Source organism: Microbacterium schleiferi (assembly GCF_015565955.1).
Classification (GTDB): Bacteria; Actinomycetota; Actinomycetes; order Actinomycetales; family Microbacteriaceae; genus Microbacterium; species Microbacterium schleiferi_A.
Genome location: NZ_CP064760.1, coordinates 1,207,300 through 1,225,400, shown reverse-complemented (window position 1 = coordinate 1,225,400; position 18,101 = coordinate 1,207,300). Strand labels below are relative to the sequence as shown.

Below are 18,101 nucleotides of genomic sequence, written 5' to 3'. Positions count from 1 at the left end.
CACGGGAGGTTTACACACCCGTCACGAATCGCGCCGCGCAGTCGGGTGCGAGCCGATTGCAGGATGAATGCGGCATTGCGGCGCTTAAGCTGAGCGGATGAAGCCGTTCATCCTGCTGGCGACCCGCGCCGAGGACGGCCCGGCCAACGAGGAGTACGAACTCTTCCTGCGCTACACCGGTCTCACCGAGTCCGAGCTGCGACGGGTGCGACTTGAAGCAGGCCCGATGCCCGAGCTCGACCTCGACGACCTGTCTGGGATCTTCGTCGGCGGCGGACCGTTCAATGCGTCGGATCCGATCGAGCAGAAGTCCGCCGTGCAGCGACGCGTTGAAGCTGAGTTCAATGCGCTCCTCGACCAGGTCGTCGCGCGCGACTTCCCGTTTCTCGGGGCCTGCTACGGCGTCGGCACGGTCGGGGCTCACCAGGGCGCCGTTATCGACCGCACCTACGGTGAGCCGGTCGGCGTCGTCGAAGTGTCGCTGACGGATGCCGGGATCAGCGATCCGCTGCTGGCCGGCATCCCACCTCGCTTCGATGCCTTCGTCGGGCACAAGGAAGCGATGCGCTCGCTCCCGGCCTCGGCGACGTTATTGGCGTCATCCGCCTCGTGCCCCGTGCAGATGTTCCGGGTCGGAACGAACATCTACGCTACGCAGTTCCACCCCGAGCTCGACGTGAACGGCATCACCGCGCGCATCCACGCCTACACCGGCTACGGATACTTTGCGCCGACCGAGGTGCATGTCCCCCTGGCTGCGGTCCGCGCACGCGAGGTGCTGCATCCGAGCCGCATGCTGCGCACGTTCGTCGAACGCTACGCCCGCTGACCGGGGCGAGGGCGTAGAGCCAGCGGGGGCGCATTGGCTCTACTCGCCGCGCGACCTGATCGGTTGAATGGGCGCCAGCCATCACGAAAGAGGAGAGCGATGCAGGATGCTTCGGTTGTCGTGGTTCCAGGGCTCGGCGGTTCATCACCCGGACACTGGCAGTCGATCTGGGAAGCGCAGCACCCGTCCTGGGTGCGAAGCGCCCCGGCGTCGTGGGACGAACCCGACTTCGAGGCCTGGGACCGCGCCGTCGGCGCCGCCGTGCAGGCAGCCGGTGAGCCGGTGGTCCTGGTTGCCCATAGTCTGGGGTGCCTCACCGCGCTGGCGTTCGCGGCGCACTCCCCCGAGCGCGTGCGGGGAGTCTTTCTCGTCGCTCCGCCCGATCCGGATGCGCCGTCGTTCCCGACCGAGGTGTTGAGCTTCGGGGCCGCCACCGCGACCCTCGATCCCCCGCCGATTCCGACGGTCGCCGTGACCAGCCCCACCGACCCCTACTGCCCCGCCGACCGCTCCCCCGACATCTGCAAGCGCTGGGGTGCACGTCAGATCGATATCGGCGACGCCGGACACATCAACGTCCTGAGCGGTCATGGGCCGTGGCCCGAGGGACTCGACCTTCTTCGCAGCTTCATCGGCGACCTCGAGGGCGGACGGTGATGACCGCGTCGTTCGATCCGCTCGCTACGGAGCTCGTCTCGGCAGCGACCGGCCGCGCTGAACTCGTCGCCGCGCTGCGACCGCCGGCGGGTCCGGTGACGTTGCCGTCACCGCTGCCCGTTGATGATCTCGCTCTCGCCGCGGTCGGAACCGCGTCGCTTGCCGCCGCCTCCCTCGAGTCTGTGCGTGCGTCGGGACACGAAGCCGACGTGGAGCGCCTCGCCCCCGTCGTGCTCGACGGACCGCGCCTGACTGCGGCGTACCGCAGCGAGCAGGTCTTTACCTGGAACGGCGAGAGACCGGATGGCTGGGCACCGGCATCCGGTCTCTTCGAGACCGCAGACGGCTGGGTCAGAACCCACGGGAACTACCCGCACCACGCGGCGGCGCTGCGTCGTGTGCTGGGACTTGGCGCCGACGCGGGCAAGGAACAGGTCGCTGCTGCGCTGCGCAAGGCGACAGGCGCGCACTGGGAAGAGCGCGCTGCCGACGAAGGCGCAATCATCGGCCGCGTCCGCACCGAAGAGGAGTGGCGTACCCATCCGCACGCGCACGCGGTGCGCGAACATCCGCTCGTGCGCCGCAATGTCACGGACGCGGGAGCATCGCCGCTGCCGGATCTGACATCGCGACTCCCCCTCGCAGGCATCCGGGTGCTCGATCTGACGCGTGTGATCGCAGGACCCGTCTGCACCCGGACGCTCGCGCTCTTCGGGGCCGACGTGCTGCGTATCGACAGTCCGCGTCTGCCCGAGATCGACTGGCAGTTCCTGGATACCGGCGCCGGAAAAGGATCAGCCCTCCTCGATCTCGCGGATCCGGACTCCCGCGCCACGCTGGATGCCCTTCTCGCGCAAGCCGACGTGCTCGTGACCGGCTACCGCCCCGGCGCGCTCGCCGGCTTCGCGCTCGACCCGGCGAGCGCCCGCGAGCGCTGGCCGCACCTGACCACGGCCACCGTCGATGCTTGGGGCCCCGGCCCGTGGGCGGGGAGGCGGGGCTTCGACAGCATCGTGCAGGCGGTCTCGGGCATCACGATGCTCCACGGCACGGATGCCGCCCCCGGCGCACTCCCCGCGCAGGCCCTCGATCACACAGCCGGTTACCTGCTGGCGGCAGCCGTCATGAACGCGCTCGAGACACGGCATCTGTCGGGCGCCGCATCTCACGTCGCCGTGTCGCTCGCGCGAGTCGCGCAGACGCTGCTGCACGCGCCGCGACCGCCGGTATCCGAGGCCCCGCCGGTCACGCCAGACGAGTCGTGGCGCGATCGCACCGTCCAGATCCCGCTCGCCGGCGGCGGGTCGGTCCGGTGTGCCGCACCGGCACCGGTGTGGAATGGCGCGCCGCTCGAGAGTCCTCCCCTTTTCCCCTATGGGGCCGCGGATCCGGCGTGGTGACGGACCGCCAGCGCTGCCGCATCAAGACGAGGCGGCGCGCGCAGCGCGGATGAGGTCGGCGGAGTGAGCCAGGTGAGCGCGCACGGCCCGTCCCCGAAACGTTGCACCTCGTCGAGGTACACCGTGTGTTCGCGCGCGAGTGAGCCCGCCGGATAATCCGGCCTGATGTGCGTGAGCAGCAACAGGATCTCCGACTCGAGCTGACTGTGGGCCTGGGAGATCCGCGGGCTCGCCGCCGCCTCGACGATGACACGGTGCACCTCGGCGTGCGCCCGCGTCGTGGCCAGCCAGTCACCGGATGCCTCGGCGAGCGCGAGACGACAAATCGCGTCGCGAACCGGATGAGTGACCGCATCCGGCCACGGGCTTCCGCTGCGCTCCGTGATCTGCCGCACCGCCTCGGCTTCGAGCGCCCCGCGAAGCTCCTGCAGTGCGCCGACGGCGGCGTCGTCGAGATGGGCCACGCGCGCACCCCGGTACGGGGCGATCGTGACCAGGCGTTCCGCGGCGAGGGTCTGCAGCGCCGCCCGGACTGTGTGCCGGGACGCGTGGTGGCGCGTTGCCAAGTCCTCCTCACGGAGGGGGAATCCGGGGCGATCGCGCCGGAGAGGATGCGTGCTCGCAGCGCCTCGGCGAGGGCGGCGGCCTGGGTGGGTCCCGGGTCGCGATCACGGCGGCGAGGCGACATCCGTCGTCTCCTTCCGAGCGACCGGGAGCGAGAGCGCGACCAGCCCCGCTGCCAGTACCGCGAGCCCGACGGCGGACACCGCCGTCAGCTGCTCGTGCAGCACCCATACTCCCAGCAGCGTCGCGCCGAGCGGCTCGGCGAGCGTGAGGGTCGCCACCGTCGTCGGCGAAAGCCGCCGCAGGCCCCATCCGAACAGGAGGTAGGCGACCGCGGTCGTGACGAGACCGAGCCAGAGCGCGAGGGCAAGACCTTCTGGAGTCAGGAGCCAGGCCGGGCCAGTCGCGACCAGGAGCGGCGCACTCGCCACGGCAGCCACGCCGAACAGGATTCCCATCGCCGCCTGGAAACTCCATCCGCGGTCGAGCAGGAGCTTGCTCGCGAGCGCGTAGAGCGCGTAGGAGGCACCGGCGCCCAGTGACGCCAGGATGCCGACAGGGCCGATTCCGGTGGCGCCGCCCCGCCGACCAGTCCAGAGACGAGCACGACGCCGACGAGCGCGATCGCGGTCGCCACCGCCCAGCGCACGGTCGGCATCCGCCGACGGATGAGCGCGTCGAGGACGCCCGTGACAATCGGCGCGGATCCGAGCGCGATGACGGTGCCGACGGCCACGCCGTTTAGGCGGGTGCCGGCGAAGAAGGCCGGTTGGTAGGCGAGGACGCCTACCACGCCGACGGCGACGATGATCCAGGCGGGGGCGCGGTGCGCCGCCGCAGTACCCAGACCCGGTGCGCGCGGCATCCGGGGTCGTGTCGCGAGTGCGATCGCGCCGAGGATGCCGCCGCCGAGCAGGATGCGTGCGGCACCGATCGACAACGGCGACGCCTCGACGTCCGCGAGCGCCTGAGCAGTCCCCGTCGTCGCGAAACAGAGTGCTGCAAGCAGCACCGCGACGACCCCCGACATCCTGACATTGTTACACAATGTTCCCGAACGTCGTGCTCAGGAGCTGGCGTCGTGGGCCGCCGCAGGGGTCGCGGCCGACTCCTCCGATCCCGGGGCAGGAGGGATTCGAGCACGACGTCTGCGTCGGACTGGAAGATGCGGGTGTCATTCCGTCGGGTGCCGATCCCGGATGCCCGGCGCTCGACCGCCGGGAGCATCCCCGGTGACGACACCCGAACCCGAACCCGCCCGGTGTCCGAGCAGAAGAGCGCCACTGTCGCTCGGCTGGCGCCGGAATGCTTGACAGCGTTGACGAAAGCCTCCGTCACGACCTCGGCAGCCCGCTCGTCGGTCTCACTATCGCGCAGTGCGGCCTGCGCGTCGGGCGTCGTGGTGTAGGAGATGTCGAGCACGGCGCGCCACGCTGCAATCACACGACCGAGGGAGCCGAGCGGACCGTGGCGGGATCCACGTCCGACCTCCAGCTCGCTGACGGGCCCCTGCATCCGGTCGAAAGCGTCGTCGGTCCGCTCCCGAAACTGCGCCACCTCGTCCACGGTGGGCTGACGCTCGTCGGCCTGCGCGGCGAGGATCACGCACTGCCCCTGCACTCCACCGTGAAGGATGCCCACCGCGTGCCGCAGCGGGTCGGATGCCCGCGCGCTCTCGAGAGCCAGGTCGCGCGCCGCGGCTTCGAGCATCCGCTCCGAGCGCAGTGCAGCCAGATGCGCTGCACTCAACGCGTCGGTGCAGACGGATACGACGATGGCGAGCCCCGGGATCACGATGATCCCGACGAGCCCAACCAGGCCGATGTGCGGCAACAGAGTCAGCGTCATGGCCGCGACCGCGCCGCCCGCCAGCATCCAGACGAGGAGGAAGAGCACGGGACGCGCCCCCGCGCCCGGCCGGGGAAGCAGCCTGCTCGTGACGAGTCCGGCCGCCAGATCGATCGCGACCAGTCCGATGAGTCCCGCAACCGCGACCCAGATCCCGCCGTTGAACAACGAGAACGGAAGAGTCGCGACGCCGTACACGGCCGCGATCACGAGCGGCGGCGGTCGCATGAGGCGCTCCGAGACGGTGCGGCGCCGCTCCGCGTGTCTGGCAAACGTGGGGTCGGGGACGGGCACCGACGCGTCGGCCTCGTCGGCCCGCGCCTCGAGGAGGTGACTCTCGCGGCGCACTTTCTCGGCGTATGCCCGCACGGTCGCGAAATCGACCGCGCGGGCGAGCATGAGGTTGCGGGACGCGCGAAGGCGCTGCGCCGTCGCCGCGAGGACGGCGTCCACCTCGCCTGCTTGATCGTGCGCCCGCTCCAGACGCGCCCGCATCGGGGCCAGCGCGGTGTCGAGGCGTGTCACGATCGCCCGCCGACGCCCGTACTCCGAGACTGCGATGCCGACGAGTGAGAACATCGCGAGGCCCGAGACCATGTTCGTCACCACTCGCGGCCCCAGCACGCCCGCCGTGCCCGCGCCCCAGAGCCACCAGCTGATCGCTTCGTTGAGCGGGGTTCGCACGGCACACAGGACAACCACGGTCCCGAGCGCGACGATGCCGCGAGCAGGCCGAGACGTCATCCGCCGTTCTGCGAGCGCCGCCGGGAGCGCGAGCGTTGCCAGCACCACCCATCCGAGGGCGCCGACCACCATGCCTCGCAGGTAGCCTTCGACCGAGGCGCCATCGAGGGTCGGGACACCGACGATGGCTGCCATGATGAATGACAGGAGCGCGCTCCACCGGTTGAAGAACGCGCCGTCAGTGACAGCACGCCACCAGATCGCAACGAAACTCCGCACGCGCAATCGTTCCCACACCTCGCTCAGCCCAGGGCCAGATCCACACCACGCTAGCGGCGGCGGCTGGGAAGCGTCAGCGGCGTTTGTCCCGGAGGCGTCCGATCCCCGCATCCGTCGCGGTCACGGCGACGATCGTCACCACGTATACGACAAGGTCTCGGGGGTCGAAGACGGTTCCGAGCACGAGCATGGCGGGCGGGAACGCCGCCCCGGCGGCGAGCGGCAGGCCCGTGAGCTGAAACAGCTCGATGCCCACACACCAGGTCACGGCGATGGCTCCGACAACGAGCGGGGACTGCCGCACGGCGATCCCGGCAACGAACGCATACACCGCAGCCGCGTAGAGCGCGTCCCCCGCAATGTCGGTCCCCGCGGTGTCCGGCAGCATCGTGTGGACCGCGAGGCCGGCGATCACCAGCACCGCCAGCGCCCCGGCGCATGCACTCCGTCGGATCAGGACCCAGCGGCCGGCGCCGGCGGAATCTCCCATATGTCCACCGTAGGCCGGAGCGCGACCTACAGCGTCGTCGTGAGCACGCCCCGTCCGCCCGGAGCGCTGCACCGTTGGTCGCCGACGCGCGCGGACTTGCCAGGTATGCCACGAGCGCGGCGATCTCGGACGGGTCGATGAACCGCTCAAGCAGCTCCGGATCATCCCCCAAGGCGGACGGCCCGCAGCACGACATCCTCGACATGATCCCCGCTGGCTGCCCCCGCTGGACGCGGCCTCTTCTCGTGCACCTCGATCCGCCAGCCCCCGTCCGCGGCGAGTGCCGCCGCGATCTCGGTGACGCCGACGTAAGCATCCGGGTCGAACATCCGGGTGTGTTCGGCAGAATCGCCCGCGTCGCGAGCCCACGCCGTGTCGTGCGAGACGACCAGGAGGGTGCCGCCCGGAGCGACCGCCTCGAGCAGGCTCCGCACGCCGCGGCCATCAGGCGTGCGCGTGAACGAGCCGTACTGCAGCGAGACGAGATCGAAGGTCTCCCCTGCGTACGGGTGGACGCTGTTGGCGTCGACGTGCCACGTGCGTATGTCGAGGCCGCGGCGCCGCGCCTCCTGCCGGATCCGATCGAGCGCGCGCGACGAGACATCGGATGCCGTGACCTGCCATCCGTTCTCGGCGAGCCAGAGAGCATCTGCCCCCTCTCCCGCACCGACATCCAGCGCCCGGCCGGGAGCGAGCATCGAAACCTCCGCGACCAAAGTGCCGTTCGGATTACCGCTCCAGATCTGTCCCTCGCCATAGCGGTCATCCCACTCGGCCTCGACGCCCGAGGGACGGGAACCTGCCGCAAGATCCTCGTGGGCGAGGCTGAAGGCGATCTGTGCGCCGACCATGCTGCCGTTCGCGGCGGCGTGGAGCACCTGCACAGCGGGATCGACGACGTTTCCCGCCGCGAACACGCCCTCGACCGCGGTACGACCCGTGGCATCCGCCGTGAGCACGTCCCCCCAGCCGCTCGGGTGAGGGGTGGCGCCGAGCCCCAGCCCGCCGAGCGCCTCGACGCGCGCCTGGAATCGCGCACCGACCAGCACCGCATCCGCCGCCAGGTGCGCGCCGCCCTCCAGCTCGATGCGGAGAGCGCCGTCGGCATCCGTGACGCGTTCGACCGCCGCCGCATGCACGGGCACACCGGACGCCTCGAGCGCCTGGACAGCGGTGTCGTGGGCATCGACGCCCTCGTGGAGCACGACCGACAGACGGTCGGTGAGGTGCCTCATGAGGGCTGTCGCGTGCAGGTTCAGAGGGTCGGTCACGATCTGCACGACACGCTGGTCGCGCACCTCCCAGCCGTGGCAGAAGGGGCAGTGGATGACCGAACGGCCCCAGCGCTCGCGAAGGCCGTCGATCTCTGGAAGCACGTCGGTGAGTCCGGACGCCACGAGGACACGCCGTGCGAGCAGCGCGCTCCCACCCGAGAGCTCGACGCGGAACAGGTCGCCCTCGCGGGAGACATCGACGACGCGACCCGACAGAACCTCCCCACCGTACGAGCGCACTTCCCCACGGCCGATCGCGCGCAACTCGGCGGGCGGAGTGCTTTCGCGGCCGAGGTAGCCGTGCATGTGGTCGGCGGGCGCATTCCGTGGCGTGCCGTCATCGACGACGATCACCGAGCGGCGCTGCCGCGCCAGCTGTAGGGCGCCCGCCAGTCCTGCGGCAGACCCGCCGATGACGGCGACATCGCAGCGACGCGTCCTGGCGGGGGCGGCGGTGTGCGCGTGAGGGGTGTCGGTGACCATGCGACGAGCGTACGGCCGCCTGTCATAAGTGGATACCACCTTGCGCAATTCGCAAGAGCGGCGGATGCTGGATCCATGGCGACCAGCGATGTGGAAGCGCTCGCACGGATGCGGCTGCGCAGCGTTCGGACGACCCTTGGGTATTCGCTCGATGAGGTCGCCGAACGGAGCAATCTCAGCGCATCGACGATCAGCCGCATCGAGACCGGCAAACGGGCGCTCAGTATCGATGTCCTTGTGCCACTCGCGGAGGCGCTGCAGATCAGCCTCGACGATCTGTTCCACGCCGAAGACGACGATGATGTCGTCATCCGACCGACCCAGCGCAGCTACGGCGCACGGACGACGTGGGCCCTCAATCGCATCGATGGCCGCACGATGGCGATGAAGATGCGGCTCGAGCCCGAGCCCGAGGTGCCGGCGACACGCGTGCATCCTGGCTTCGACTGGTTCCTCGTCCTCGAGGGCCGCGTGCTGCTGCAGCTCGGCGAGCGACGCATCGAGGTCGCGCAGGGTGAGGCTGCCGAGTTCTCGACCATGACCCCCCACGCGATCAGCGCCATCGACGCGCCTGCAGAGCTCGTCATGGTGTTCGACCGCGAAGGTCAGCGGGCGCACCTGCACCGCTGAGGCCGAATCGCGCCGAACCCACGGAGCGACTAGCGTCACACCTATGGCCTCTTCCCTCGATAACGCGACCGACGAGGCCGAGCCCCTCGCATCCGAGCCCACCTTTGCCGACCTCGGTCTCGACGACGCGGTCATGAAGGCGCTGAAGGATGTCGGCTACGAGACGCCTTCCGCCATCCAAGCCGCGACCATCCCTCCCCTGCTGGCAGGACGCGACGTGGTCGGGCTCGCCCAGACCGGCACCGGAAAGACCGCGGCGTTCGCGCTGCCGATCCTCTCCCGGCTCGACCTGTCGCAGAAGACCCCGCAGGCGCTCGTGCTCGCACCCACCCGCGAGCTGGCCCTGCAGGTGTGCGAAGCGTTCGAGAAGTATGCGTCGCACCTGCGCGGTGTGCACGTGCTGCCTGTGTACGGCGGACAGGGCTACGGTCAGCAGCTCTCGGCGCTGCGCCGCGGCGTGCACATCGTCGTCGGCACCCCGGGCCGCATCATGGACCACCTCGAGAAGCGCACTCTCGACCTGTCTGAGCTGAAGTACCTCGTGCTCGACGAGGCCGACGAGATGCTCACGATGGGCTTCGCGGAGGATGTCGAGACGATCCTCGCCGACACGCCCGCCACCAAGCAGGTAGCCCTCTTCTCGGCGACGATGCCCGCGCAGATCCGCCGCATCTCGGCGCAGTATCTCAACGATCCCGACGAGATCACGGTCAAGACCAAGACCACCACTTCGGCCAACATCACGCAGCGCTATCTGATGGTGTCGTACCCACAGAAAGTCGACGCCCTTACGCGCATCCTCGAAGTCGAGAACTTCGAGGGCATGATCGTCTTCACGCGCACCAAGAACGAGACCGAGACCCTCGCTGAGAAGCTGCGCGCCCGCGGATACACGGCGGCCGCGATCAGCGGCGACGTCGCCCAGGCGCAGCGCGAGCGCACGGTGAACCAGCTCAAGAGCGGCAAGCTCGACATCCTTGTCGCCACGGATGTCGCGGCCCGCGGCCTCGACGTCGACCGCATCAGCCACGTCGTCAACTACGACCTGCCGATCGACACCGAGTCGTATGTCCACCGCGTCGGACGCACGGGACGCGCCGGTCGCACGGGAGCTGCGATCAGCTTCGTGACGCCTCGCGAACGTCGGATGCTGACCTCGATCGAGAAAGCCACGCGGCAGCCGCTGACCGAGATGAAGCTGCCGAGTGTCGACGATGTCAACGCAACGCGACTCACGCGATTCGATGACGCCATCACGGCGGCGCTCGCGGACCCGGCGCAGATCGGGATCTTCCGCGACATCATCGCGCACTACGTCGAGCACCACGATGTTCCGGAGGCGGATGTCGCGGCGGCGCTCGCCGTCGTCGCACAGGGCGATACGCCTCTGCTGCTCGAACCGGATGCAGCACCCGAGCAGCGGTTCTCACGTGATGAGCAGGATCGGTCCGGGCGCGGCGGACGTGAGCGCAACGGACGCTCCGATCGCGGCCCCCGTGGCGGAGGCGGACCGCGAACGACCTACCGAATCTCCGTCGGCCGGCGCCAGAAGGTTGAGCCGCGCCAGATCGTCGGAGCCCTAGCCAACGAGGGGGGCCTTCGCCGCGAGGACTTCGGCGCAATCCAGATCCGCCCGGACTTCTCACTCGTCGAGCTGCCCGCGGATCTCCCGCGCGACACGCTGAAGCGCCTCGAGAACACCCGCATCAGCGGCAGGCTCATCGAACTCAAGCCCGACCGCTTCGGCAACTCGGCTAAGCGCGAGGGCCGCCCGCCGCGCCGTTGAGAGCACGGACGCCTCCGACCATGGCCCACCGCACCCGCTCCGTTGCGACCATCGCCCTTGCGTCAATCATGGCCGGCATCCCCGCCGGTTGTGCCCCGGTTGGGCACGCAGCCATGTGTACCTCTCAGGCCTCCTCACCAATCCCGACAGCGTCACAACCACGGGCGCGCGAGAGGCAACGGACACACTCTGTGTTGGGCTCGACGGATGCCTCGAAGCATGGACCACCGACCACGCACACTTCTATCGGTTTGAGTCGAACGCGCAGGCCGAGCAGTTCCTCACGACCGTTACGGATGGGTTCCAGTCGGATCGGATCGCGGTCAGCTTCGATGAGACCGAGCCGAGCGAACAGATGAAGCAGTGGACGCGTGAGCTCGTCGACGGAGCGCACAGCCTGACCTGAACGGCGGAGTCGCAGCATCCGCCAGAGCGTCATTCGCGGATGATCACCGGAGTCCCAAGCGGAAGTGTTGAGAGCGCGTGCGCTGCCGCTTCATCGACGCGCAGGCATCCGTTCGACACTCGACCGGAACGGGTGTCGTGATAGTGGAAGGCGGTGACGGCGACATCGCCACCGTCGAACCCGTCGAGAGTCGGACTCTGCACCGACAGGTAGGTGATCGGGTTGCCCCTCGTGTAGGTGAAGGTCGGCTCGGTGCGCACCGTCATGATGAAGGAGCGACCGAGGGGCGTTGGGGTCGCCTCCACGCCGGACCCGAAGTCGGCGGCGACGCGCTGCCGGTCCCCGCCTCGAACGATGTCGACGGTGCGGTCGCCGAGAGAGACCTCGACGAGCGCCTCTTGTGCCGTCAACTCGACATCCTGCGTCCGGAGCCATCCGGTCAGTTGCCCGGAGTTTCCCCCGGAGGGATAGGCCTGACGGCCTACAAGCATGACCTTCACCCATGCGTCGTACTGCTCGATCACCGGCACCACGGTGCCGTCGTAGTAATAGTCACGCGGGAGGGACGCCACCGGCGCTGCACCGGGCTCGGCGAAAACAGGGACTGCGGCGCCTGCCGCTCGAGCGGCGACGCCGGTCAGCCCGCCGAACGGATCGTCGTCGACGGGCAGCTCGGGAACGACGGCGAAGACGGTAATCTCAGGGAGTCCGGCGAGGTCGTAGTCGGTCGTGTCCGCGGCGGGCCCGATCAGTGTGGGTGTGGGCGTTGGTGTGGGCTCGACGGTCGCCGTGGGTGTGGGGCTCGGCGCTGCCGCGAGCGGTTCGCCCCGCCACGACGCGACGATCGATGCGATGACGAGCGCCGCCGCGACGAGGACACCGGCGACAGCAAGCGCGATCCATCCCGCGTTCCGTCGGGTGAGCGTGCGCGTCGTGGCCATGCATCCATCGTCGGCGCTGACGAGGACCCTCACAAGCGCCGACGCTTCTTCCGTGGCTGGGAGGCGACGTGTGCGTAGGCTGAAACGCATGAGCCGCGTCACAAGAATCGCACTCGGGGCTATGGCCGGTATTGCTGGTGTCGCTCTCGGCGTCACCAGCATGACGGGGTGCTCAGCGTCGTCGGAACTTCGCACGGCATCCCCGGATGAGACGGATGCGGCATCCTCGGGCGCCGCTCCGCTCCCTGATTCGACGACGCCCTCACCGCCCAGTGGACCAGATACCCAGACGATCGATGGCCACACGTTCTCTGCGATCGGCCCCGGAGACTGCGCAACCAACGCGATGGTCGCCATCGACCGAGAAGGGCCGGGGAAGCTCCTCGGCGAGCTGACCGACATGGGAGCGTCAGAGTACGCAGCCGGCCCGGTGGGCTACGACGAACACGGGCGGATCGAGACCTACACGGTGCAGCCCGGCGACGCACTAGCCGCCATCGGCGAGCGCTTCTGCATCGACTACATCACCGTCGGGATCCATAACCACCGGATGCCTCCCGGGAAGACGATCCAGCCCGGCGACATCCTGGTGCTCCGCCCAGACCCGACTGTGACGTGGTCGCCCGACGACGGATACGCCGCCCCGAACCCGTGAGAGCGGCTCGGGCACTTCATGCCCCCTGTCGTGAGACGCGGAGCAGACGCCCGCCTGCGCGCGCCCGAATCACTCGCGGGAACGACGAAGAGACCGCTCGACTCGAGCCGGGCCTTGTGCACTCCGGTCTAGCCGCGACCGAGCGGAATCACCCGTGGACCGATGCGAAGCCTCCAGCAACCGCCATTCTGCTCCGGACCTGGGTCGATCGCCGCGCCGACCACTTCCAGAATCTCACTCAGATTCGCTGAACCCAGATCGACGCTCAACTCGGGGACAGATGAGCCGCGAAATCGCGACAGGTAACGAATACGCGTCGGATGTCATGTCTTCCTCCAAGCTTCGGCGCCCGAACTGAGAATACGGTTGGTCTCCGACATCGGGAGCGCCTTCGGTGAGGAAGGCGACCAGGTGCCGGGATCAGAGCCCTTACCCCGAGACGCTGACGGCAGCCACGCAGCGACAAGCGAGCCTCGACAGCATGCTGGAGAACTCCAGATAGGTTTTGACTGACGAGACGGGGGCGCCGTGGTTCATGAGATGCGACAGCAGGTGGACTACATCAGGGCCGCCCTGGAACAGGAGAAGAAGCCGCTCGGGTTTCTGATCGGAGCAGGCGCACCGATGTCGATCCGACCGAATGGGGTTCCGCTCATTCCTGGGCTTGAGGAACTGACGGCCAGAATCCGCACGGACATCGATCCGGCCTACGCCACCGCCATAGACACTCTTATCAGCCACTTGGATCCCAAGGACGCGGGCAACCTCGAAGCCCTTCTGAACTACGTTCGCTCGCTCGCGTCACTTCCCGGCTCCAGCGATATCCGCGGAGTCAGTGTCGATGTTCTCTCCAAACTCGATGCTGAAATCTGCAAAGTAGTTCGGATGCATGTAGACCAGCCTTTACCGGCCGGCGACAGTCCATACTTGGCTCTCGCGCTGTGGATTGGTGCTGTACGACGACTAGTTCCGGCTCAGCTGTTCACCACCAACTACGATCTCCTACTTGAGCAGGCGCTGGAACGCCAACGCGTCGCCTATTTCGATGGCTTCATGGGATCACGCGAGCCAAGTTTCGATCTGCAAGCGATTGAAGAGGATCAGCTGCCGAGCCGGTGGACTCTCCTGTGGAAGCTTCACGGCTCAATCAACTGGTCGCAGAATTCGGACGGAGAAGTGGTCCGACGTCCTGCCGATGCAGATGATGCTTCATCCGCTCTTGTATATCCCAGCCACCTAAAGTACGACCAAAGCCGCCGTCTTCCTTATCTTGCGATGATGGACCGACTCAAGGCCTTCATGCGTCGACCTGGAGCTATCCTCATCACGACCGGTTTCTCCTTTCGCGATCAGCACATCAACGAAGTCATCGATCAATCATTGAGGGCGAACCCGACCGCCAGCGTGCAAGGTCTGCTCTTCGGATCACTGGACGGCTACGACGAGGCTGTATCGCTAGCGAAGAACCTGCCGAACCTGCTCCTCCTGGCCGAGGATGCTGCTGTTGTGGGAACCGTTTCGAGTCCCTGGGCACCGGCTGAATCCGAGCCGGATGGCTCAACAACGCCGACGAAATGCACGCTCGGAGACTTCGCTGAGCTTGGCAATCTTCTCCGCAACCTCACCGGTGATCTCCCGCATAAGGACACTACCGATGAGTAACGATCCCACCCATATCGGCGATGTGACTAACGTTCAGGGCGACACGATCACCGCGGCTGTTCGCCCCGAAGCGGCACCCGGATTGACATTCTCTCGTGGACACGCCTACTTCGTCGGGCAGGTGGGTGCATACGTCCGCATCCCGCTAGGCCTAGTCGATCTCTTCGCTGTCGTCGTACAAGTGGGCTCGTCCGCCCAGCTAGATGAGCCTGTCGAAGGCACCGTTCCCGGACGGCCATGGATGCGTCTAGAACTGTTGGGGGAAGCGCATCGCGATGGCACCTTCGATCGAGGCGTCGCCAGATATCCATCTATCGGAGACCGGGTCCTTCTAGTCACCACAAATGACTTGAATCGCATCTATGAGGTGAAGGACCGCAGTAAGTCGGTTCGGATCGGTCATGTTGCTAACGCACCTCACCTTCCGGCGATGATCGACGTGACCAGACTCGTAACTCGTCATGCCGCTGTGGTCGGGAGCACCGGAAGTGGGAAATCCACAACGGTGTCCGCGATCCTCAGTGCCCTCGCTTCGCCAAGTCGATTTCCGTCGTCAAGGGTTCTTCTCGTTGACGTTCACGGCGAGTACAGCCATGCTTTCGGGGACTTAGCGATGAGTCTTCAGGTTGATGCGACCGAGAGCGCGCCGGGGTCAAGAACAGCCCACCAGTTGTATCTGCCGTACTGGGCTCTTCCGTTCGAGGACTTCATCTTCCTTGCGCTCGGCCCAGTCGACGACAACTCCGCCACGATCGTCCAGTCGTCCGTCACCGACGCCAAACGCGCATACGCTGACCGTCACCCCGAGCTCGGATTGAACGTCAACGCAGTCACTGCCGACACTCCCCTTCCGTTCAGCATAAGGAAGCTCTGGATGTCGCTGCATGAGATGCACTTCTCGACTCATACCGCCGCGCCCAGCGCGCAGACAGACGACACGCGAGCGTATGCATTGGATGCGACCGGCCGTGAGCTACGCGGCGATATCGAGACTGTTACGCCACCGACTTATAGACCGGCCACAGCGGGTGGAAAAGACCGCATCTATCTCAGTGCTTCAAGCATCAACCTACGGCGACAGACCGATGCGCTAGGAGCCAAGCTGCGTGATCCGAGATACGACTTCTTGTTCCGTCCCGGGCCTTGGGATGTTTCTCTGGCAGGCGAAGCCCAGGAAGACCTTGGCGAGTTCCTCAAGGTTTGGCTCGGCGCGGACAGACCGATTGTGATCGCCGATCTTTCCGGAGTCCCAAATCAGGTGTTACAGCGCGTCGTTAGTGTACTTCTTCGCCTTCTCTACGAATCACTGGTGTGGGCACGAAAACTCTCAGAGGGTGCGCGTGAACGGCCGCTTCTTGTCGTACTGGAGGAAGCCCATCGTTACCTGAACGACAGCAACGATACGGCAGGTGAAATAGTCGAGAGGATCGTGAAGGAAGGCCGTAAGTTCGGGGTCGGTGCGCTCATCATCAGTCAGAGACCTAGCGAGATTAGGCCGACCGTGCTCTCCCAGCTGGGCTCTTTCATCGTGCTACGGCTGAGCAACACGTCAGATCGCGGTCTTGTACGGTCGACGTTGCCCGACAACCTGTCGGGCCTATTTGACGCCGTGCCCGTGCTACGCACGGGTGAAGCCTTGATTATCGGCGACATCGTCAAACTTCCAACCCGGGTTGTTATCGATGTGCCCGAGGCCAGGCGGCCCGACAGCGCAGATCCAGAGGTAATCGGCCGCGACTATCCCGGTGGATGGGATGTTCCTCGGGTCCCGCAAGACTATGACGATGTCGCGTGGGCATGGCGCCGCCTAACACCAAACAGTCGTCGCGTGATCGCTAACGATCCCACTAATCAAGATGAGGCAACACCATGAATCGGGAGCCAGTAACGAGTTCGAACTTGTCCTCCGTCGGCTACGACGAAAGCAGCCAGACGCTGGAGGTCGAGTTCAAGAACGGCAACATCTACCAGTACTTCGATGTGCCAAGTTCGGAGCATATCGAACTCATGCGTTCAGACAGCGTCGGAACCTATTTCTCCGCGAACATCCGAACTGCATATAGGTATACGCGCTTGTAGCTGCTCTACGGGAGGACGGTGCGACACGCAACGCCAAAGCTGATGCAGACGATCGGCCCCTGGTAGCGGGAGGTCGAAGCTGGGCAGACCGCACAGTCACGGAACCCGCAGTTGAGCGACCAACCTGCACTCAGGCGGAAACGACCTCGCGGACAGCTTGCTGGCGATCGAGATAACCGAGCTGATCCATCAACGCTCGGACCACAGCCTTGCCAAGCTCAAGCGGGACAGCATTCCCGAGCTGACGCTGCACGTCCGCGCGGGTACCTTCGATCTTGAATTCGTCGGGGAAGGACATGAGGCGCAGCATCTCGTTGACGCGGAGGCGTCTTGCGCGTTCGTCTCCGGAGGCGGTGCGGACGTTCTCCCAGTGGAACGGGCCAACCCACGGGCCGGGCTGTGCCTGGAGGGTGGTGGAGGGCCGGTTGGGGTCGAGCCGGAGCAGGAAGGTCCAGTAGCGACTGCGCCACTCGAAGTGGTTGCGGCCGCCGTAGCGTTCGGTGTGCCAGAGGTAGTTCTGTCCCGGCGGGATCTCCGCCGCGAGCTGTCCGTAATTGCCCTCGACGATCTCGTCCTCAGCAGCGCGGACCAGCCTGGGCAGCCCGACGAACGCCTGAGACGCAGTGACGTGAGGGATCTTGCTGGCGTCGACGGTGCGGCTGTGCTCGCTCCATCCTGAGTGGGTGGGCCCGGGGAACTCGAACTTCTCACCGTCGCGTCTGCCGACGACGAACACGCGGCGGCGCAGCTGCGGGACTCCGTAGTCCGCGGCGAGCAGCACCTTCCACTGCGGGTTGTAGCCGAGTTCGCCGAGTCCCTTGAGGAGTCGGTCGAATTGGGCTTTGTGGGTCTTGTACGTCAGGCCCTGCACGTTCTCCAAGATGAACGCCTCAGGGCGTGACTCACGGACGACACGGACGTACTCGTCCAGCAGCGAAGCGTTCGGGTCGCGGCTCTCCCGCTTCTGCTCCAGCCAGAATCCGGACTTGCTGAACGGGGTGCACGGCGGCCCGCCGACGACGAGCACAGGCTCCTTGGCCCGCAGCCCTGCGGTGGCGAGGATCTGCTCGGTGGGGACCTGTCGGATATCACCGGTGAGGGTCGCGGCGCCGTCGAAGTTCGCCTTCAACGTCTGCAACGCGGGCTCGTTGTAGTCCGTGGCGACCGACACGCGAAGGAGGCCGCTGCCCCGGTCGCTAGAGGCAAGGGGCTCGGCGTCGGCACGCTCTACGGCGAGGTCGAGTCCGCCCGCTCCGGAGAACAGGCTCACCACCGGGAGCTGCTCGCCCATCTGCCACCTCTTCCTATACGTGCACGCACGGCCCGGCCTCTGCGGGCAGTGCGTGTCTGATCAGTATCGTCGAGACGAGTCTGCCGACAGCTACCGACATGCCCAACCTGACCAAGGACGTCGGTGGATAACCCAATCCGGAA

16 protein-coding genes and 1 pseudogene are annotated in these 18,101 nt (G+C 66.9%); 10 read left to right on the top strand and 7 right to left on the bottom strand.

Going from position 1 to position 18,101, the window contains the following annotated elements; genetic code table 11:
- The first annotated feature begins 97 nt into the window (after nt 1–97).
- From IT882_RS05800 to IT882_RS05790, 3 genes are all read left to right on the top strand, one after another.
- Complete coding sequence (locus IT882_RS05800; RefSeq protein ID WP_195693542.1) at nt 98–829, top strand: glutamine amidotransferase; 732 nt, start codon at nt 98–100, stop codon at nt 827–829.
- Nucleotides 830–928: 99 nt separating this feature from the next.
- Entirely contained in the window at nt 929–1,486 is a 558-nt protein-coding gene (locus IT882_RS05795) for an RBBP9/YdeN family alpha/beta hydrolase (protein WP_195693541.1), read from the top strand.
- Entirely contained in the window at nt 1,486–2,886 is a 1,401-nt protein-coding gene (locus tag IT882_RS05790) for a CoA transferase (RefSeq protein ID WP_195693540.1), read from the top strand. Before IT882_RS05795 ends, IT882_RS05790 begins: the two co-directional genes overlap by 1 nt.
- Here the strand turns inward: IT882_RS05790 and IT882_RS05785 are convergent.
- The 5 genes and pseudogenes from IT882_RS05785 to IT882_RS05770 form a co-directional block, all read right to left on the bottom strand.
- Nucleotides 2,859–3,452, bottom strand: a complete 594-nt coding sequence (locus tag IT882_RS05785) for a GntR family transcriptional regulator (RefSeq protein ID WP_229382334.1) — start codon at nt 3,450–3,452, stop codon at nt 2,859–2,861. The genes IT882_RS05790 and IT882_RS05785 overlap by 28 nt on opposite strands.
- A gap of 102 nt (nt 3,453–3,554) precedes the next feature.
- A complete protein-coding gene (locus IT882_RS16390; protein WP_229382379.1) occupies nt 3,555–3,989 on the bottom strand; it encodes an EamA family transporter in 435 nt (144 codons plus the stop codon).
- A gap of 116 nt (nt 3,990–4,105) precedes the next feature.
- A pseudogene (locus IT882_RS16385) lies at nt 4,106–4,480 on the bottom strand (EamA family transporter); the annotation flags it as partial.
- 1,854 nt (nt 4,481–6,334) lie between these two features.
- A complete protein-coding gene (locus tag IT882_RS05775; protein ID WP_195693539.1) occupies nt 6,335–6,751 on the bottom strand; it encodes a DUF2809 domain-containing protein in 417 nt (138 codons plus the stop codon).
- A 161-nt stretch (nt 6,752–6,912) separates the two neighbouring features.
- The gene (locus tag IT882_RS05770) at nt 6,913–8,508 is read right to left on the bottom strand and encodes a bifunctional NAD(P)/FAD-dependent oxidoreductase/class I SAM-dependent methyltransferase (protein ID WP_195693538.1); all 1,596 of its coding nucleotides are present in this window, start codon (nt 8,506–8,508) and stop codon (nt 6,913–6,915) included.
- 75 nt (nt 8,509–8,583) lie between these two features.
- Between IT882_RS05770 and IT882_RS05765 the strand changes: the two genes are divergently transcribed.
- The 3 genes from IT882_RS05765 to IT882_RS05755 all read left to right on the top strand — a co-directional run bounded on the left by IT882_RS05765 (nt 8,584) and on the right by IT882_RS05755 (nt 11,330).
- Nucleotides 8,584–9,138: a helix-turn-helix transcriptional regulator gene (locus IT882_RS05765; RefSeq protein ID WP_195693537.1), complete on the top strand. Its 555-nt coding sequence runs from the start codon at nt 8,584–8,586 to the stop codon at nt 9,136–9,138.
- Nucleotides 9,139–9,181: 43 nt separating this feature from the next.
- Nucleotides 9,182–10,924, top strand: a complete 1,743-nt coding sequence (locus tag IT882_RS05760; RefSeq protein WP_195693536.1) for a DEAD/DEAH box helicase — start codon at nt 9,182–9,184, stop codon at nt 10,922–10,924.
- A gap of 115 nt (nt 10,925–11,039) precedes the next feature.
- Entirely contained in the window at nt 11,040–11,330 is a 291-nt protein-coding gene (locus IT882_RS05755) for a hypothetical protein (protein WP_195693535.1), read from the top strand.
- A 29-nt stretch (nt 11,331–11,359) separates the two neighbouring features.
- Here the strand turns inward: IT882_RS05755 and IT882_RS05750 are convergent, their stop codons facing one another.
- Nucleotides 11,360–12,271: a L,D-transpeptidase gene (locus IT882_RS05750; protein WP_195693534.1), complete on the bottom strand. Its 912-nt coding sequence runs from the start codon at nt 12,269–12,271 to the stop codon at nt 11,360–11,362.
- Between the two features lie 88 nt (nt 12,272–12,359).
- On the opposite strand from IT882_RS05750, the gene IT882_RS05745 reads away from it, so the two are divergent.
- From IT882_RS05745 to IT882_RS17285, 4 genes are all read left to right on the top strand, one after another.
- The gene (locus IT882_RS05745) at nt 12,360–12,926 is read left to right on the top strand and encodes a LysM domain-containing protein (RefSeq protein WP_195693533.1); all 567 of its coding nucleotides are present in this window, start codon (nt 12,360–12,362) and stop codon (nt 12,924–12,926) included.
- Between the two features lie 528 nt (nt 12,927–13,454).
- Nucleotides 13,455–14,588 carry an SIR2 family NAD-dependent protein deacylase gene (locus IT882_RS05740; RefSeq protein ID WP_229382333.1) on the top strand — a complete coding sequence of 378 codons (1,134 nt, stop codon included), beginning with the start codon at nt 13,455–13,457 and terminating at the stop codon, nt 14,586–14,588.
- Nucleotides 14,581–16,461 carry an ATP-binding protein gene (locus IT882_RS05735; RefSeq protein WP_195693532.1) on the top strand — a complete coding sequence of 627 codons (1,881 nt, stop codon included), beginning with the start codon at nt 14,581–14,583 and terminating at the stop codon, nt 16,459–16,461. Before IT882_RS05740 ends, IT882_RS05735 begins: the two co-directional genes overlap by 8 nt.
- A complete protein-coding gene (locus tag IT882_RS17285) occupies nt 16,458–16,667 on the top strand; it encodes a KTSC domain-containing protein (RefSeq protein ID WP_195693531.1) in 210 nt (69 codons plus the stop codon). Before IT882_RS05735 ends, IT882_RS17285 begins: the two co-directional genes overlap by 4 nt.
- Nucleotides 16,668–16,797: 130 nt before the next feature.
- Here the strand turns inward: IT882_RS17285 and IT882_RS05725 are convergent, their stop codons facing one another.
- The gene (locus tag IT882_RS05725; RefSeq protein WP_195693530.1) at nt 16,798–17,958 is read right to left on the bottom strand and encodes a DNA cytosine methyltransferase; all 1,161 of its coding nucleotides are present in this window, start codon (nt 17,956–17,958) and stop codon (nt 16,798–16,800) included.
- Nucleotides 17,959–18,101 lie beyond the last annotated feature (143 nt).

Bases quoted from the DNA above. Each gene is read 5' to 3' on its own strand.
- IT882_RS05800 (WP_195693542.1), top strand. From the start codon at position 98: ATGAAGCCGTTCATCCTGCTGGCGACCCGCGCCGAGGACGGCCCGGCC.
- IT882_RS05795 (WP_195693541.1), top strand. From the start codon at position 929: ATGCAGGATGCTTCGGTTGTCGTGGTTCCAGGGCTCGGCGGTTCATCA.
- IT882_RS05790 (WP_195693540.1), top strand. From the start codon at position 1,486: ATGACCGCGTCGTTCGATCCGCTCGCTACGGAGCTCGTCTCGGCAGCG.
- IT882_RS05775 (WP_195693539.1), bottom strand. From the start codon at position 6,751: ATGGGAGATTCCGCCGGCGCCGGCCGCTGGGTCCTGATCCGACGGAGT.
- IT882_RS05770 (WP_195693538.1), bottom strand. From the start codon at position 8,508: ATGGTCACCGACACCCCTCACGCGCACACCGCCGCCCCCGCCAGGACG.
- IT882_RS05765 (WP_195693537.1), top strand. From the start codon at position 8,584: ATGGCGACCAGCGATGTGGAAGCGCTCGCACGGATGCGGCTGCGCAGC.
- IT882_RS05760 (WP_195693536.1), top strand. From the start codon at position 9,182: ATGGCCTCTTCCCTCGATAACGCGACCGACGAGGCCGAGCCCCTCGCA.
- IT882_RS05750 (WP_195693534.1), bottom strand. From the start codon at position 12,271: ATGGCCACGACGCGCACGCTCACCCGACGGAACGCGGGATGGATCGCG.
- IT882_RS05745 (WP_195693533.1), top strand. From the start codon at position 12,360: ATGAGCCGCGTCACAAGAATCGCACTCGGGGCTATGGCCGGTATTGCT.
- IT882_RS05735 (WP_195693532.1), top strand. From the start codon at position 14,581: ATGAGTAACGATCCCACCCATATCGGCGATGTGACTAACGTTCAGGGC.
- IT882_RS17285 (WP_195693531.1), top strand. From the start codon at position 16,458: ATGAATCGGGAGCCAGTAACGAGTTCGAACTTGTCCTCCGTCGGCTAC.
- IT882_RS05725 (WP_195693530.1), bottom strand. From the start codon at position 17,958: ATGGGCGAGCAGCTCCCGGTGGTGAGCCTGTTCTCCGGAGCGGGCGGA.